Origin of the sequence: Rhodobacter sp. 24-YEA-8 (genome assembly GCF_900105075.1) — a bacterium.
Taxonomy (GTDB): domain Bacteria; phylum Pseudomonadota; class Alphaproteobacteria; order Rhodobacterales; family Rhodobacteraceae; genus Pseudogemmobacter.
On the sequence record NZ_FNSK01000003.1, the window covers coordinates 221,887 to 238,134 of the forward strand.

Annotated in this window: 13 protein-coding genes; 7 read left to right on the forward strand and 6 right to left on the reverse strand. The window is 62.9% G+C overall.

Going from position 1 to position 16,248, the window contains the following annotated elements; all coding sequences use genetic code 11:
• Positions 1 to 160 precede the first annotated feature (160 nt).
• The 3 genes from BLW25_RS20080 to BLW25_RS20090 all read right to left on the reverse strand — a co-directional run bounded on the left by BLW25_RS20080 (position 161) and on the right by BLW25_RS20090 (position 1,893).
• Entirely contained in the window at positions 161 to 475 is a 315-nt protein-coding gene (locus BLW25_RS20080; RefSeq protein ID WP_092903456.1) for a hypothetical protein, read from the reverse strand.
• Entirely contained in the window at positions 472 to 747 is a 276-nt protein-coding gene (locus BLW25_RS20085; protein WP_092903458.1) for a hypothetical protein, read from the reverse strand. Before BLW25_RS20085 ends, BLW25_RS20080 begins: the two co-directional genes overlap by 4 nt.
• 411 nt (positions 748 to 1,158) lie before the next feature.
• On the reverse strand, positions 1,159 to 1,893 hold the full coding sequence (locus BLW25_RS20090; RefSeq protein WP_092903460.1) for a Crp/Fnr family transcriptional regulator: 735 nt from the start codon (positions 1,891 to 1,893) through the stop codon (positions 1,159 to 1,161).
• Positions 1,894 to 2,071: 178 nt separating this feature from the next.
• Here BLW25_RS20090 and BLW25_RS20095 point away from each other — a divergent pair, with 178 nt between their 5' ends.
• From BLW25_RS20095 to BLW25_RS20125, 7 genes are all read left to right on the forward strand, one after another.
• A complete protein-coding gene (locus tag BLW25_RS20095; RefSeq protein WP_394328453.1) occupies positions 2,072 to 2,281 on the forward strand; it encodes a hypothetical protein in 210 nt (69 codons plus the stop codon).
• 133 nt (positions 2,282 to 2,414) lie between these two features.
• Positions 2,415 to 3,995 (forward strand): chaperonin GroEL, encoded by a 1,581-nt coding sequence (gene groL / locus BLW25_RS20100; protein WP_092903464.1) that lies wholly within the window; start codon positions 2,415 to 2,417, stop codon positions 3,993 to 3,995.
• A 210-nt stretch (positions 3,996 to 4,205) separates the two neighbouring features.
• A complete protein-coding gene (locus tag BLW25_RS25090; protein WP_092903250.1) occupies positions 4,206 to 4,571 on the forward strand; it encodes a transposase in 366 nt (121 codons plus the stop codon).
• Positions 4,568 to 5,362, forward strand: a complete 795-nt coding sequence (locus BLW25_RS20110) for an IS3 family transposase (RefSeq protein ID WP_092902455.1) — start codon at positions 4,568 to 4,570, stop codon at positions 5,360 to 5,362. Before BLW25_RS25090 ends, BLW25_RS20110 begins: the two co-directional genes overlap by 4 nt.
• Positions 5,363 to 5,489: 127 nt before the next feature.
• Positions 5,490 to 7,010: an IS21 family transposase gene (gene istA, locus BLW25_RS20115; protein WP_143040494.1), complete on the forward strand. Its 1,521-nt coding sequence runs from the start codon at positions 5,490 to 5,492 to the stop codon at positions 7,008 to 7,010.
• Positions 7,000 to 7,794, forward strand: a complete 795-nt coding sequence (gene istB / locus BLW25_RS20120) for an IS21-like element helper ATPase IstB (protein WP_092899009.1) — start codon at positions 7,000 to 7,002, stop codon at positions 7,792 to 7,794. The genes istA and istB overlap by 11 nt, the downstream gene beginning before the upstream one ends.
• Before the next feature lie 173 nt (positions 7,795 to 7,967).
• Positions 7,968 to 9,557 (forward strand): response regulator, encoded by a 1,590-nt coding sequence (locus tag BLW25_RS20125; RefSeq protein ID WP_216279441.1) that lies wholly within the window; start codon positions 7,968 to 7,970, stop codon positions 9,555 to 9,557.
• Between the two features lie 131 nt (positions 9,558 to 9,688).
• Here the strand turns inward: BLW25_RS20125 and BLW25_RS20130 are convergent, their stop codons facing one another.
• The 3 genes from BLW25_RS20130 to BLW25_RS24760 all read right to left on the reverse strand — a co-directional run bounded on the left by BLW25_RS20130 (position 9,689) and on the right by BLW25_RS24760 (position 16,082).
• Positions 9,689 to 11,059: an HlyD family type I secretion periplasmic adaptor subunit gene (locus tag BLW25_RS20130; RefSeq protein ID WP_092903468.1), complete on the reverse strand. Its 1,371-nt coding sequence runs from the start codon at positions 11,057 to 11,059 to the stop codon at positions 9,689 to 9,691.
• Positions 11,056 to 12,864 (reverse strand): type I secretion system permease/ATPase, encoded by a 1,809-nt coding sequence (locus BLW25_RS20135; protein ID WP_092903470.1) that lies wholly within the window; start codon positions 12,862 to 12,864, stop codon positions 11,056 to 11,058. Before BLW25_RS20135 ends, BLW25_RS20130 begins: the two co-directional genes overlap by 4 nt.
• Before the next feature lie 68 nt (positions 12,865 to 12,932).
• Complete coding sequence (locus tag BLW25_RS24760; RefSeq protein WP_092903587.1) at positions 12,933 to 16,082, reverse strand: beta strand repeat-containing protein; 3,150 nt, start codon at positions 16,080 to 16,082, stop codon at positions 12,933 to 12,935.
• Positions 16,083 to 16,248: the final 166 nt, after the last annotated feature.

The window sequence follows — 16,248 nt, forward strand, 5'->3', positions numbered from 1 at the left end:
AACGGGAACGGCATCCTTCCACGAATGTGAGCCCTTGCAGCGTTTGCATATGCGCTCGCCGAACCCCTCGCTCCAGAACATCGTCTGGCAGCGCAGGCAGGTTCGTTCCTTCGGCGCATCCGCCCGGGCTGGTTGCACAAAGGTATCTTCTGGCGGGAAATTATTCATGTTTTTTGGGCTCGCCCTCGATCAACCGCGCAAGATCTCCAAGGGCGCGTTGGATCAGTTTCTGCTTCCGGGCGTCCCGTGCTTCGGTGGTCTCTGCGTAGCGGCGGATCAGGTATTGGGCCTTCACGGCTGCCGCGAGCCAGGTCACCGATGGCTCGGCGAGAAGTTGCGCTTCAAGTTCATCCTGACGTTTGCGCAAGGCCTGCTGATCGGCTTCGAACTCCCTCAGGGCATGACGGCGGAAATCTGTGGCCATCTGGCCCTCGGTGCTGCGCCGGTCATCAAGGTTCACCGGATCTTCGCTCACTCTGCGGCCCCCCTCAGAGGGGGTGCTGCAAGGTCGCGTCCTATAATGGCGTCGAGATCCTTCTGCGTAATCGGACGCATCTCGACCCGACCGGCCTGTCCGGTGATCATCATACAGGTCGAGGTCCTGCGGTAAGCCTCAAAGCTCAAACCTTGCAGAAGTTCTTCCTCGACAAGGACATCATAGCTCCCCGCGGGCAGCAGGTCGGCATAGCCGGGCAAGGTGAAGGGATGGGTGAAAGTTACCTTCTTCGTGGATGACCGAATGTTCATCTGTAGCTCCCGATCAGGTCTGAAAACCTCGTCCGTGCGTCACGCCTTCCCTTCGGGTACGGTGCCACACGGAACGTTCCGACTATACGGCCATCTGCCGACACAGAGGCTGATCGGTGTTAGCATCTGATCTGAATCAGGCCAGTAACAAAGCGGCCGGCCATAGTCGGACCTCCCTGCGCCGCAGAAGCGGATGTCTCCGTGTATATCGAGCCCACGCAAACCTGGATCAGTCCGGTCCCCCACTTCACCGATATACTGCAAGACGCTGTCGGTGCATTCCATCGGCAGGTTTTAACAAGTTCCAGCGAGGCTGCGGAGCTCACAACCGGCAGATTCCGGTGTGCGGGCTGCGTAGCCTCGCTTGTCGGGTCGACCGCGCACCCGCAATCGGTCTTTGCAGGCAGGCCATCAGCGCAGCAGCGGACCCTCATGGTCCATATAGGCGGTATCGAAGCCTGCGAGGCTCTGCAGCCGATCGAAGTCGCCGAAGGCAACCCTGCCCTTTTGGAACGTGACCAGCCCGTCCTCTCGCAGTTGCCGCAGCACCCGGTTGACGTGAATGGCGCTCAGGCCAAGCGCATCAGCCAGATGATACTGGGTCAGAGGACAGGAGTATCCAGTCCTGTCGCCAGCACCCACGAGGTTTAGCCGTGCTCCGAGTTCCATGAGAAGATGCGCCATCCGCTCCACCGCCGAGCGCCGGCCGAGATTGACCAGATGCTCGACCATCATCGCCTCGTCCCGGGATGAGGCCCAAAGGACAGCAGTGGCAAGTCGGGGCGCGTGGGCAAAGGCGCCAAGGATATCCGGCGCGAAGACCTCGGAGGCTTCTATACTCGTCAGAGCCTCGAGACTCAGGTCCGAGGTTCGGAACAGGATGCCGCGCAAGCCCAGAAAATCGCCGGGAATCTGGAAGTTGACGACCTGTCGCCCGCCGTCGGGCAGCATCTTGTAGGAACAGGCCCAGCCTTCGGCCAGAATGTAGGCAGAGGCGTTCGACTGGCCCTCGTGCATCATCTCATGACCTGCGAGGAAAGTTCTGCGCCGCCGGTGAAAACCCGCAAGAGTCTCCAGATCGACATCGGACAAGGCGACGAAGGCCGATAGTTTCCGGGTCAACGGACTGCTTGCGATAGGGGTCAACGGCGTCTCCCGGTTAATGCGGAATTCACGACAGGGATGCGGGCAGACTGCTCTGGATCAGTCCAGCCGACAGAACTTCCTGTCAGGATGAGGCAGTTCATCGGGATTCTGTCGTGTCCTGATCCCTTCTACACCAAAAGGACGTTGCGCGATGCCCGGTCAGACAGATCACGCAGGAATGGCTGCTCTTTCCATTTGCGAGGCGCTCCTGCTTGCCATGAACGACCACAACCTCTTGCCTGAGCGCGAGATCACCGGGGTGCTCCGCGATGCGGCCGCTGCGCATGAGAATGCCATGGGCGATGCCGGAGAGATCGCAATGCATCAAAGCGTTGCCGGCCTGATCAACGTGATCAGGGCTGGGATAAGCCGATCTGGAAGGCCTTAGCGCTGTGTTCATTCAGGCGGGCAAGATCCGCAGGTAGCACTTTCCCCAGAGGTAAGCACCCGAGGGGCGTCATGCATACTTTCGCAGGGCTATTGTTCTTCTTCCACATTTCCAACTTTCAGGAGCGACCGACATGTCTGCGAAAGACGTTATCTTCGGCACCGAGGCCCGCGGTCGGATGGTGAAAGGCATCGATATCCTCGCCAATACTGTCAGGGTTACCCTCGGCCCGCGGGGACGCAATGTCATCCTGGCCCGGGACTATGGTGTTCCACGGATCACCAAGGACGGCGTGACCGTTGCGCAAGAGGTAGAGCTTTCGGACAGGTTCGAAAATATGGGTGCCCGACTGGTTCGGGAAGTCGCAACCCGCACCAATGACGAGGCCGGAGACGGTACGACGACTGCCACGGTCCTTGCGCAGGCAATTGTCAGGGAAGGCATGAAGGCGGTGGCAGCCGGCTTGAACCCGATGGATCTGAAACGCGGCATCGACAGCGCTGTCAGAGCTGCGGTCAAAACTATCACAGGCATGTCGCGGCCGGTTCGTGACAGTGACGAGATCGCACGGGTCGGAACAATCTCGGCCAATGGTGATGCTGCCATCGGTCGACAGATCGCAGATGCGATGGAGCGGGTTGGCAAAGATGGCATCATCACCGTCGAAGACGCCAAAGGCATGGAGACGACGACCGAACTGGTTGAAGGTATGCAATTCGATCGCGGCTATCTGAGCCCCCATTTCATCACCGATCCTCAGAAAATGGCTGTGGAACTCGAAGACTGTGTCGTCCTGCTGCTCGACAGCAAGCTTTCAGCCCTCAAACCGATGCTGTCGCTGCTCGAGGAGGTTCTGGAGGCTGACAAAGGGCTTCTGATCGTTACCGAAGACATCGAGAGCGAGGCGCTTGCGATGCTCGTGGTCAACAAACTTCGCGCCAGACTGAAAGTTGTCGCGGTGAAGACCCCGGGCTTTGGAGAGAGCCGAAAGGCTATGCTGGAAGATCTCGCCATTCTGACGGGGGGCGAGGTGATCTCGGCCGATCTGGGAACGCGACTAGAAGATGTCACGATGACACGCCTGGGCACCGCAACGAAAATCCTCGTCGGCAAGGTCACCACGACCTTGATCGGCGGACAGGGTGACAAGCTGGCAATCGCTTCCCGTGTCGACCATATCCGGGCACTGATCGAAGATGAAACCTCTGACTATGAAAAAGAAAAGCTTCAGCAGAGGCTGGCGCGTCTTGCCGGAGGCGTTGCCGTGATCCGCGTCGGTGGTGCTACCAAAACCGAGGTGGCCGAACGCAAGGACAGGATTGACGACGCGCTTCATGCGACACGCGCAGCCGTCGAAGAGGGCGTAGTCCCGGGCGGAGGGGTCGCGCACCTCCTCGCGGGGAAGCTGTTGAATGATTTGAAAAGCGACAATGCCGATCAGGAGGCCGGGATCAGGATCATCCGCAGGGCGCTACAGGCACCGTTGCGGCAGATCGCCGAAAACGCCGGACTCGACGGCGCCGTCATCGCGGGAAAAATCTCCGACTCCGCGAGTCGCAGCTTCGGATTCGATGCGCAGACATTAAGCTTCGTAGACATGTTCGAGGCCGGTGTCGTGGATCCGACAAAGGTAGTGCGTATCGCGCTCGAAGATGCCGCATCGATTGCGGGCCTTCTGATCACGACCGAGGTCATGATCGCCGAACTCCGGTGAGACGTAGGAGAAAAAATAGCGTGAGCGGTCTCGTCATAGCCGTCGGTCTCGCACTGCGTAGCACCGAAAGCCGGGAATTCCCGAGGAAATCCGGAACCTGGGTGTTGATTTGCACTCGGAACTGACCCGGGCATGGAGTGAACCCCATCGGCTGGACCACGGGAGCCTGAAGAACTGATACGCTGAGCTGGCCTTAATGGGAGAAGGCTCATGTCATCACGCGGTCCCTACCGGCGACATTCGGCGCCGTTCAAGCTGCAGCTGTGCCAGGATATCCGCGCCGGGGTGATCGGTCGGCGCGACGCGCAGCGCACGCATCATATCTCGGCCAACCTCATCCACATGTGGCTGACGCAGTTCGACCGGGGAGAGCTGACCAGCGAAGAGGCCGAGGCGAGCGTCATTGCCGAATACGAGGCGAAGATCGCGGCGCTGGAGCGCAAGGTCGGACAACTGACGATGGAGCTGGATCTTGTCAAAAAAACACCGCGCCCGCCACACGGTGCCAGCAGCGGGAGATCCTCCATCGTCACCGGCCCGGGGGGTGCTCTGTCAGACTGGGGTGCAAAGCTATGAACCTGCCGCGGAGCACGCTCTACTACCGCCCGACGACTTCGGAAGCTGGGCTCACCGATGCCGAGATCACCGCTATCGTCGAAGACATCCAGGACGAGTTCCCCGTCTACGGCTACAGGCGGGTGACGCATGAGCTGCGTCGCCGCGGACTTGTGGTGAACCACAAGAAAGTGGCGCGGATCATGCGGTTGGCGGGGCTCGGGATCAGACCGCGAAAGCGCTACGTGCGCACCACGGACAGTCGGCATGACAACCCGATCTACCCGAACCTCTATCGCAACACTATCCCACGCTGCCTCGATCAGGTTTGGGTCGCGGACTTCACCTACATTCGCGTCACGCAGGGCTTTTGCTACCTCGCGGTCATCCTCGATGCCTGCAGCCGGAAGGTTGTGGGTTACGCCCTGTCGCAGCGCCTGGACACGCCGCTCGCCCTGGCGGCGCTGGAATCCGCTGTCGCAAGCAGGCGGCCGCCGCCCGGCTGCATTCACCATACGGACCGCGGCGCCCAATACGCGTCTCAACTGTATCGCGAAGCGCTGGAGGCTGCCGGTCTGCGCGGATCAATGAGCAGCGTCGGCAATCCCTACCACAATGCTCAGGCGGAGAGCTTCATGAAGACGCTGAAGGTCGAGGAGGTCTATCGCGCAGGTTACGAGACCTTCACCGACGTCGCCCAGCGATTGCCGATCTTCATCGAACAAATATACAATACCCGAAGACTGCACTCTGCCCTCGGCTACCGTCCGCCAGAGGAATTCGAAACGCTAATCGCCCAGCAGGCGGCTTAGTTGGAAGGACCTTCGTGGTCCAGCCGATGGGGTTCACTCCAGCAGGCGTATAACTTCCACCGTGATTTGACCCATGTGACCCTTCCCCTGAGCACTGTGAGCGACGGGGGGCATTGGAGTGATCCACATGGGACTTTTGAACGTCATTCGTCGTCTTGCGCTGCGAGAGAAGCTGCCGATCCGTGAGATCGCGCGGCGGACTGGGCTCTCTCGGAACACGATCAAGAAGTATCTGAAGTCGGGCGCGATCGAGCCGAAGTTCTCGGTGCCAGAGCGACCGAGCAAGCTCGATCCATTCGCGGACAAGCTGTCGGCCTGGCTGAAGACCGACAGCACGAAGTCGCGCAAGCAGCGCCGGCCGCTGACGCGATTGCATACCGATCTTGTCGCACTGGGGTTTACAGGCTCCTACAACCGGGTCGCGGCCTTCGCGCGGGAATGGCGCACGGCGCGGCAAACGGCTGATCGGGGCACCTTCGTGCCTCTGGCCTTCCGCCCCGGCGAGGCCTTCCAGTTCGATTGGAGCGAAGACTTTGCCGTGCTTGGCGGTGAGCGGACCAAGCTGCAGGTGGCGCATACGAAGCTGTCGCACAGCCGCGCTTTCGTGGTGCGCGCGTATCTGCTCCAGACCCATGAGATGCTGTTCGACGCCCACTGGCATGCCTTCCGCGTCTTTGGCGGCGTGCCTGAGCGGGGGATCTACGACAACATGAAGACTGCGGTCGGTCAGATTGGCCGTGGCAAGGAACGGCAGGTCAATCTGCGCTTCCTCGCCATGGCCAACCACTACGTCTTCGAACCTGACTTCTGCAATCCGGCTGCGGGTTGGGAGAAGGGTCAGGTCGAGAAGAACGTGCAGGATGCCCGGCCACGGTTCTGGCAACCGATACCGAACTTCCCCGATCTGGCCGCCCTCAACGCCTGGCTGGAGCAGCGATGTGTCGAGCAATGGCGCGAGATCCCGCACGGCCATCTGGTCGGCAGCGTCGCCGATGTCTGGAGCGACGAGCAGCACGCGCTGATGCCCGTGCCGGCTCCCTTCGATGGCTTCGTCGAACAGAGCAATAGGGTCTCCCCGACCTGCCTGATCAACTTCGAGCGCAACCGCTACAGCGTCCCTGCATCTTTTGCGAACCGTCGGGTGAGCCTGCGCGTCTATCCGGAGCGGCTCGTGGTCGTCGCCGAGGGGCAGATCCTGTGCGAACATGTGCGGCGGATTGATCGGTCCCATCATCTGCCGCCGCGCACGATCTATGACTGGCGCCACTACCTGACGGTGATCCAGCGCAAACCCGGGGCGCTGCGCAACGGCGCACCATTCGTCGAGCTGCCGCCCGCCTTCCGGCAGTTGCAGGAGCAGATGCTGAAGCGCCCCGGCGGGGACCGGGAGATGGTCGATATCCTCGCCCTCGTCCTGCATCACGATGAGCAGGTGGTGCTGACCGCAGTCGAGCTTGCTTTGTCGGAGGGCATCGCCACCAAGACCCATGTTCTCAACACCCTGCACCGGCTGATCGATGGCAAGGCGATCAACGGCCCGACCGTCGACGCCCCGCAGGCGCTGCTCCTGCGCCACGAACCCAAGGCCGATGTCGGACGCTATGACAATCTGCGCGCCCGCAGCACCGGAGGCCGCCATGCGTCATGATCCCGCCAGTGGGGCCATCGTCATCATGCTGCGAAGCCTCAAGATGTATGGCATGGCCCAGGCCGTGACGGACCTGATCGAACAGGGCGCGCCCGCCTTCGATGCAGCTGTGCCGATCCTGACCCAGCTGCTGAAGGCAGAGGTTGCGGAGCGAGAGGTGCGCTCCATCGCCTATCATATGAAGTCGGCACGCTTCCCGGCCTATAAGGATCTGACGGGCTTCGACTTCGCGGCCAGCGAGATGAACGAAGCCACCGTGCGCCAGCTGCATCGCTGCGAGTTCATCGATGGTGCGCAGAATGTCGTGATGATCGGCGGGCCGGGCACTGGCAAGACCCATGTCGCGACCGCCATCGGCACACAGGCCGTCGAGCATCATCGCCGCAAGGTCCGCTTCTTCTCCACCATCGAACTCGTCAATACGCTCGAACAGGAGAAAGCCAAGGGCAAGGCCGGGCAGACGGCCGAAAACCTCGCACGCCTCGACCTCGTGATACTGGACGAGTTGGGCTACCTGCCGTTCAGCTCTTCAGGCGGTGCGCTGCTCTTCCATCTGCTGAGTAAGCTCTACGAACGCACCAGCGTTGTGATCACCACCAACCTCAGCTTCAGCGAATGGGCCAGCGTCTTCGGTGATGCCAAGATGACCACTGCGCTGCTCGATCGCCTTACCCACCGATGCCACATTCTGGAGACCGGAAACGATAGCTTCCGCTTCAAAGCCAGCACCGCTGCCGCAACCCGAAAGAAGAAGGAAATCGCACATGCCTTGACCCAGCAATAACCTGGTTCGCATAACTGAGAGGTGGGTCACTTCTCGATGGAAAACCCGGGTCAGTTCCGAGTGCAAATCAACACCTGCAGTCGCTGACGCTTCTGCACGGGCTGATGGCGCGGCACAAACTGCCCGATGAGGCGGCGCGGCTTACGACCCTGCTTGACCGCACCCTGGGGTCGATGACCGAGATGCTGGACTCTCTGCTCGATGTGAACCGGATCGAATCCGGGATCATCCGGCCCGCCATCCGCCCGGTGCCGGTCGCGCCTCTGCTCGAGCGCATGGCGGAAGAATTCGGCCCGCTCTGCGATCACAAAGGCCTCAGGCTGCGAATGGTCCAAAGCTCCGCCTGGATCCGCACCGACCCGCAACTTCTGGTGCAGATGCTGCGCAACCTGCTGTCGAACGCGCTGAAATATACGCTTCGGGGGGGCATTCTGATCGGATGCCGGCCGAGGGACGGCGCGCTGCAACTCGTGGTTTGCGACAGCGGTATCGGCGTGGCGGAATCCGAACGCGATGCGGTATTCGACCCCTATTATCAGGCGGGCAAGTCCATCTTGCAGCCCGGGCACGGGCTGGGCCTTGGCCTGTCCATTGTGCGACGACTCGGGAATTTGCTGGGGCATAGGGTTTCCCTCCGCTCGGCCCCGGGCAAGGGATCGGTATTCGCGATCACCTTGCAACGCGCGGAAGCCGTTCAAAACACTGCGCCTCCGGAGCCACAATCCATCGGGGAAACGCCCTCCCGACAGGCCGGGACGATCCTTCTCGTCGAAGACGACGAGCCGCTCCGCGCACTGCTTTGCGAACTGCTTGAAACAGAGGGGCATACCGTCATCGCCCTGCAGGATGCGCGGCTTGCCCTGCTATGGGCGAGCGAAGGCAAAGTGAGCCCCGATCTGCTCCTGACAGATATGGACCTGCGCGGCGGGATGAATGGGCAGCAGCTTGCCAGCGAACTCAGTCGCCAGACCGGCCGCGAAATTCCCACGATCATTCTGACCGGCGACATTGCCGTTGCGCCCATGCGAAGTATCGCCACGACGCCCTTTCACCAGGTCTCCAAACCCGCCGCGCCGCAAGCCCTGCTGAGCCGCATTTCGGATATCTTGCGCAGCACCCGTTCCAATTCGATCAGTCAGCCTGCGGTGGCAGACGCATCGACGATCCATATCGTGGATGACGACCCGATGATCCTGGAAACGTTGCGCAGGCTCTTCGAATCCGAAGGCTGGATCGCAGCCACCTGGCTGTCAGCCGAGGCATTTCTGGCGGCTCCGCGCCCCTCCCGGGGCGATTGCCTCATCGTGGACGGCCTGCTCCCCGGGCAGGGAGGCGTGGCACTGCTGGAAACCCTGCGTCGCCTGAACGTCGACATTCCCGCGATCGTCCTGACCGCTCACGGCGACGCGGCTATGGCTGTTGCAGCGATGAAGGCAGGGGCCTCCGACCTTATCGAGAAGCCGGCCAGCGCGAAAGATCTGCTCGCGAGTGTTGCGCTCGCAATCGCCGGTTCCACCAGCGACCAATCGAAGAGCGAGGGCCGCCGGTCGGCACAGGAAAGTTTCGCTTCCCTCACGCCGCGCGAGCACGATGTGCTGGTGCAGGTCCTCGCAGGCACCGCGAACAAGATCATCGCGCTCAGGCTCGCGATCAATCAGCGCACGGTGGAAAACCATCGCGCTGCCGTCATGCGGAAAACCGGCGCGGCATCGCTGCCGGCACTGGTCCGGCTGGCGCTTGCCGCAGGCGTATCAGGCAGCTGAACTCCGGATGTGGCCGGTGTCCCACGCCGCGCCTTTCCTTTGTGACCGTTTGTGCCAGAGGGAGGCGGCTGGCACAGACCGGCGTCGCCCCGTCTGTCAGCATTCGGCAGAGTCCTTCCCCGGCCCGGCGCCTACTCTTCGCGAAAACTGCGTCTGAAGGTCGCGAGGATCGGCTCGAACAGATAGGCGGCCATTGTGCGGGTCGAGGTGACCAGCAAAACATCTGCGGGCATACCGGGAACGAGTTCGCTGTCTCCGATCAGAGCAAGGCTTTCGTCGGACACCTCGACCCGGGCGAGGAAATAGGCCTGGCCGGTGGCCGGATCGGTCATCCGATCACCCGAGACCGAGATCACCTTGCCCTTGATCTGCGGCAGCCGGAACGAGGCCAGCGCGGTCAGGTGAACCACTGTCTCCATGCCGCTATGCACGGAATCAATGTCCATGACGGAAATCCGCGCATCGATCAGCAGACGCTCCTGATCGGGCACGATCTCCATGATCGGCTCGGCCGGACGGATCACCCCGCCCGCCGACATGAAGCGCGAATTCACCACCTTGCCACTGACCGGCGCGGTCAGGATGGTTCGGTCGAGGATGTCGGAGCTGACATTCAGCTGTTCGCTCACGGTGGCGAGTTTGGCGCGGGCCGTATCTGTCTCGCTGGCCAGCTCATCCGCGCGCGCCGCTTCAAGCGACAAAAGCTGCAGCGCGACTTCGGCGCGTTTGTCTCCCACTTCGGACATCAGCGCGCTCAGCCGACCGCTTTCCCCGCTCAGGGCCGTCTCCTGCCGCCGCAGTTCCAGCAGCTGCGGCATCGTCGCCAGCCCTGTATCAAACAGCGCCTGTTTCGATGCCATCTCTTCGGCATTCAGGGCCAGCTGGCGTTCAATGCTTTTGCCCTGAGCTTCCAGCGCGGCAACCTGGGCCACAAGCTGTTCATCACGCGACTGCAGAATGCTCTTCTGCGCTGCGAGATAATCACGCTGCCGTTCAAAAATCGCGTTCTGGTCATGGATGACCGCCTGCGCGCCCGGCATATCCGTCACCAGCTCCGCCGGATAGGTGACGGTTTCGGCATGCAGGGTCTCGGCGCGAAGCCGCGCGACAATTGCAAGGGCGGTCTGGTACTCCGCCAGCACCGCATCATGGCTGGCCTTCGCCTGACGCCCCTCAAGCGCGATGACCGGCTGCCCCTGCGCGACCTCATCGCCATCGCGCACCAGGATCTCGGCAATGATGCCACCCTCATAATGCTGGATGATGCGGCGATTGCCGTCCGGGCTGATGACGCCTGAGGCAACGGCGCCCGAGGCGATCGGCACCAGCGCGGCCCAGGCCGAAAAGCCACCAAGGAAAATCACGATCAGAAGAAAGCCCGTCAGCGCCGGCCCGACGATGATCCGCCCGACCCCCGGCGAAGGTTGCACGGGCGCCGTCAAAACCAGCGGCGGGCGCCGAAAGTTCCCCGCGGGCAACCGGGACACATTGCTGGTGGTCATGACTGGAGCTCCCGTTCACTTCCCTGCGCGGCAGAGCGGTTCACGACCGTGCCGCCCTCGGCTGTGGCCTCCGTCGCGCGTGGCACGCTGGCCATCCCACCCGCCGCCGCAGAGCCGATGCGCAGCCGCGCCAGAATTTCGTCACGCGGGCCCTGCATCTCGATGCGCCCGTCGCGCAAAAAGACCAGATGATCGGCACAGGCCAGCGTCGAAGGCCGGTGCCCCACGATCACCATCGCCGACCCCGCGCTGCGCATGTCACGGATCGCCGCTGACAAAGCCGCCTCACCCGCCTGATCCAGATTGGCATTCGGCTCATCGAGCACCACGAGGCAGGGCGTGCCGTAAAGCGCGCGGGCCAGGCCGATGCGCTGGCGCTGGCCGCCCGAGAGCCGGGCACCGCCCTCGCCGATCTGGGTATTGTAGCCATGCGGCAGTGACTGGATCAGTTCATGCGCATGGGCGAGCTGTGCCGCCTTGAGGACCGCCTCGTCGTCGATCCGGCCCATGCGGGCGATGTTCTCGCTGATGGTGCCCGAAAACAGCTCCACATCCTGCGGCAGGTAGCCAAAGGCGCGGCCAAGCTGCAACGGATCCCAGTGATGCAGCTCCGACCCGTCCAGCCGGATCTGGCCGCTGCCAGGCGCATTCAGGCCCAGAAGCACCCGGCACAGCGTGCTTTTGCCGCCGGCCGAGGGGCCAATCACCGCCGTCACCTCACCCGGGCGGATGGTCAGCGAGACCCCGTCCAGCACCGGCGCACGCGCGCCTTGCGGAATGAAACTGACGCGGTTCATCGTGATGCGACCGGTGGGCGAGGGCAGCAAAAAACGCTCCGGTTCGGCCGGAATGGCGCCCAGCCTGGTTTTCAGCCGCCGGAAGGCGATGCGCGCGCCCATTAAGTTGCGCCAGGTCGACATCGCCGCCTCGACGGGGCCAAGCGCGCGGCCCAGCAGGATTGACGAGGCGATCATCACCCCCCCCGAGACATTGCCCCTGATCACCAGCCAGGCGCCAAGGCCAAGTATCGCCGATTGCACGAAAAGCCGCAGGAATTTGGTCAGGCCGAGGATCAGCGCGCCACGCTCTGCCGCGCGTTGGGTGGCGGCAAGCGCGGCGTTATTGCTCTCCTCCCAACGGGCGCTGAGGGCGGGCAGCATGGCCATGGCGCGCACCACTTCGGCATTCCTGATGGTGGCATCGGCAGAGCCCTGCGCCGCCATGCCCGCCAGCGCCGCGTTGAGTGTCGCCTTTCGGGTCAGCCATTCGTTCAACAGGCTGAGCCCCAGCAACAGCACCGCCGCAGAGACGGCAACCATCCCCATCAGCGGATGCAAAAACCAGATCAGCAGCAGGAACACCGGCGTCCAGGGGGCATCGAAGAACATGATCAGCCCCTGCGAGGACACGAAACCCTGCACCTGGGCCAGATCGCGCAGCATCTGCCCGCCCGCCGTATCGCCAACGAGCCGCGCCCGCACCCCGCTTGCCAGCAAGACCGGCCCCAGCCGCGCATTCAGCCAGCAGCCGAACCGCACCATCATCATCGCCCGAAGCGCATCCAGCAGCCCCAGCACCAGCAGCGCCCCGGCGATCAGCAGGGTCAGCATGATCAGCGTCTCGACCCGGCCCGTCACCAGCACCCGGTCATAGACCTGGAGCATATAGAGCGGCGAGGCCAGCATCAGCACATTGATCGCAAGGCTGAAGGCAAACATCACCCAGGCCGCAGACCGGCAGGCCCTGATGGCGCGGTCGAGTTCACCGCTCTGATTGCGTAGCGCAGCTGTCTTTTGACTGACCATGATCTGCTTTCCGTTGCTTTCCCGGTGCCGTTTCCGGCCATCCCGGGCCGTGGTAGAAGGGAATGGCCTCAGGCGATCAGGCCCGGGTCGACGGTCAGGTCGTTCTGGATCAGAAAGTTCAGCGCCGCAGAGGCGGCGGCCACATCGGCGTTGGTGCCGAGGATGACATAGGTGGTGTGGGTTGCACCGACAAAGCGCCCGGCCAGCAGCCCCCCGGCCAGTCCGACCAGCGAGATCCCTCCGGCATCAAGGCTGTTGAGCTGCAGATCCTCACCCGCCTGATAGTCGCGGATCGTATTGGTGCCGGCCAGAATGCGGAACGTGTCCATCCCGGCCACCGTGCCCGGACCGTCGCCGAATATATTGCGGGCGCCCGCGCCGCTGGCGACCAGCAGGTCCTCGCCGCCGCCGCCATAGATCAGATCATTGCCGGCACCGCTGACGATCCGGTTGTCCACCGCGCTGCCGACCAGCTGGTCATTGAATGCCGAACCGATCAGCGCCTCGATCCCGTTCAGAATATCGCCTTCGGCGTCGCCCCCGGCCCCCAGCGTGCTGCCGGTTGCGCTGAGGCCGACATTCACCCCGGCGGCCGAGGCGGAATAATCTGCCGTATCAAGCCCGGCGCCGCCGATCAGCGTATCCGCCCCGGCAAAGCCCACCAGCTGGTCATTTCCGGCACCGCCATCGAGGCGGTTGGCCTGTTCCGATCCGTGCAGCAGATCATTGAACGCCGAGCCGATGGCGTTTTCCATCTGCAAGAGCGCGTCACCCGCCGCGTCACCGCCCTGGCTGGCCGATCCGGTGGTGCCGGAATAGAGCCGCGCAAAGACCGCACCCGCCGAAAGCGAATAATCCGCCGTGTCGACCCCATCGCCGCCCAGCAGGACATCGGCCCCGAGCCCTGAGCGGAAAATATCGTCGCCCGCGCCGCCCTGCAGCTGGTTCGCAGCGGAATTGCCAACCAGCAGATCGCCATATGCCGAGCCGATCAGGTTCTCGATGGTGCTGAGCTGGTCGCCCGCCGCATCGCCGCCGATCCCGGTGCCAAAGCCGCTATCCGTCAGGGTAACAAAGACACCCGAGGCGGAATTGGCATAGCTGGCGGTATCGACCCCATCGCCGCCGATCAGCACATCCGCGCCGCCATTGCCGCGCAAAAGATCGTTGCCCGCGCCGCCTTCCAGCCGGTTGGCGGCGGCCGATCCGATCAGCTGATCCGCCTGACCCGAGCCGATCAGGTTCTCGATCCCGTTCAGCAGATCGCCCGCCGCATCGCCGCCCGCTGACAGGAATCCGCCATCGGCCGCATCGCTCAGAAGCGCGATCACCCCAAGCGCCGAGGTCGAATAATCCGCCGTATCGATGCCGTCACCGCCCAGAAGCGTATCCGCGCCCGCGCCGCCGCGCAGAAGATCATTGCCCGCGCCGCCGGTCAGACGGTTGGCGCCCTCGTTTCCGGCGAGGAAATCGGCATGGGCAGATCCGATCAGGTTTTCGATGCCGTTCAGCACATCGCCTGCAGCATCGCCCCCGGCAGTGAGCGCACCGCCGCCGGTGGTCAGCTGCACCGAAACGCCCGCAGCCGAGGTTGAATATTCCGCCGTATCAATGCCGGCACCGCCCGTCAGCAGGTCTGCCCCGGCCCCGCCCATCAGGGTATCGTTCAGCTCTCCGCCGGTCAGCGTGTCATCGAAGGCGGATCCGATCAGCCGCTCAATCAGTTGCAGCCGGTCCCCTTCGGCATCGCCGCCCAGGCCGATCCCGACCGCAAGCGGGTCCGCGACTGTGGTGTTGAGGCTGACATTCACCGCCGCCGCCGAGGCGGAATAATCCGCCGTATCATTGCCGCCCTGGCCGATCAGCGTATCTGCCCCTGCCCCGCCGGTGAAGGTATTGGCCGAGGCGTCGCCGATCAGAATATCGCCAAAGCCCGAGCCGATCACCGATTCAATGCTGATCAGCACGGATCCCGCAGCCGCGCCGCTGCCGGTGCCGGACCCCATGTCATAGCCGACCGCGCCCCCGGCCGAGAAATCGGCGGTGTCGATGCCATCGCCGCCGTCAAGGATATTGGCGCCATTGCCGCCGACCAGCGTATCATCGCCGCTGCCGCCATAGAGGCTGTCATTGCCCTCATTGCCCTCGATCCGGTCATTGCCGCCGCCACCCGTCAGGCTGTCATGACCACCATTGCCGATCAGCCGGTCATCGCCCTCGCCACCATCGGCCAGATCATTGCCATCCCCCGCGAGGATCTCATCCGTGCCGGCACCGCCATAAAGGCTGTCATTGCCGATCGAGCCGTTCACGAAATCATCGCCATCCCCGCCGCGCAGCAGATCATTGCCGAGGCTGCCCAGCAGCGAGTCATCTCCCGCGCCGCCATCCAGCACGTCATCTCCATCGCCGCCATTCAGCAGATCGGCACCGAACCCGCCAAAGACGGTGTCATGGCCAAAACCACCCTGCAGCGTGTCATCCCCGCCGCCACCATAAAGCCGGTCATTGCCGAAGCCGCCATCCAGCAGATCATCGCCGCCGGACGGATCGGAATTGGTGCCATCAGGCAGGCCATCGCCGTCAAGATCATCGGCCACCCCGTCCAGATCGGCATCAGCGATGCTGTCGCCGAACAGGATGTCATTGCCATCCATCCCGCGCAGAATGTCGTCCCCGCCATTGCCGACAAGCTGATTGTCAAGCCGGTTGCCGCTCAGCAGATCGTCAAAGGCCGAGCCGGTCAGGTTCTCGATGCCAGAAAGCACATCACCTGTCGCGTGACCGCCATTGCCGCGTGCCGTTTTCGTCGGGTCTGCCGCGAGGATCACCGTGACCGCCGCGTCCGAAGCGGTGTAATCCGCCGTATCGACGCCCGCTCCGCCGTTCAGCACATCGCGCCCGGCACCGCCGACCAGAATATCGTCCGACCCGGCGCCGTTCAGCGTATCGTCGCCGGCGCCACCATCCAGATAATCGCCGCCTGTGCTGTTCGGCGCGACCGTGATCACATCATTGCCGCCGAGCCCTTCAATCCGCAACCTGCCACTTTCCGACCGGATCAGAATGTCAGCCCCTTCGGTTCCTGTAATGACCGTATGGCCCGAGTCTGCAATAACAGCGGCCATTGCCATATCGGCAGACGGAGAGGCGATGATATGGGGATCTGAGATTTTGATCCGCGACGTCAACAGCCGTGTCGACTTGAGAGTGGTCATATCGCATCTCCGAATATCAGGGTTGAAATCGGATCTTTCTCCGACGGGCAGACAGCAATCGCATTTCCGTCTGATCAAGATCCAGCTGAGCAGATCGATAATCTGGTGGGAATTTGAAAACACCCTGCTGTCTCAAATCATGATGTATCGGATTCGCGTCAGGACT

Bases quoted from the DNA above. Each gene is read 5' to 3' on its own strand.
- BLW25_RS25090 (WP_092903250.1), top strand. From the start codon at position 4,206: ATGTCATCACGCGGTCCCTACCGGCGACATTCGGCGCCGTTCAAGCTG.
- BLW25_RS20110 (WP_092902455.1), top strand. From the start codon at position 4,568: ATGAACCTGCCGCGGAGCACGCTCTACTACCGCCCGACGACTTCGGAA.
- istB (WP_092899009.1), top strand. From the start codon at position 7,000: ATGCGTCATGATCCCGCCAGTGGGGCCATCGTCATCATGCTGCGAAGC.
- BLW25_RS20130 (WP_092903468.1), bottom strand. From the start codon at position 11,059: ATGACCACCAGCAATGTGTCCCGGTTGCCCGCGGGGAACTTTCGGCGC.
- BLW25_RS20085 (WP_092903458.1), bottom strand. From the start codon at position 747: ATGAACATTCGGTCATCCACGAAGAAGGTAACTTTCACCCATCCCTTC.
- BLW25_RS24760 (WP_092903587.1), bottom strand. From the start codon at position 16,082: ATGACCACTCTCAAGTCGACACGGCTGTTGACGTCGCGGATCAAAATC.
- istA (WP_143040494.1), top strand. From the start codon at position 5,490: ATGGGACTTTTGAACGTCATTCGTCGTCTTGCGCTGCGAGAGAAGCTG.
- BLW25_RS20125 (WP_216279441.1), top strand. From the start codon at position 7,968: ATGACCGAGATGCTGGACTCTCTGCTCGATGTGAACCGGATCGAATCC.
- groL (WP_092903464.1), top strand. From the start codon at position 2,415: ATGTCTGCGAAAGACGTTATCTTCGGCACCGAGGCCCGCGGTCGGATG.
- BLW25_RS20095 (WP_394328453.1), top strand. From the start codon at position 2,072: ATGGCTGCTCTTTCCATTTGCGAGGCGCTCCTGCTTGCCATGAACGAC.
- BLW25_RS20135 (WP_092903470.1), bottom strand. From the start codon at position 12,864: ATGGTCAGTCAAAAGACAGCTGCGCTACGCAATCAGAGCGGTGAACTC.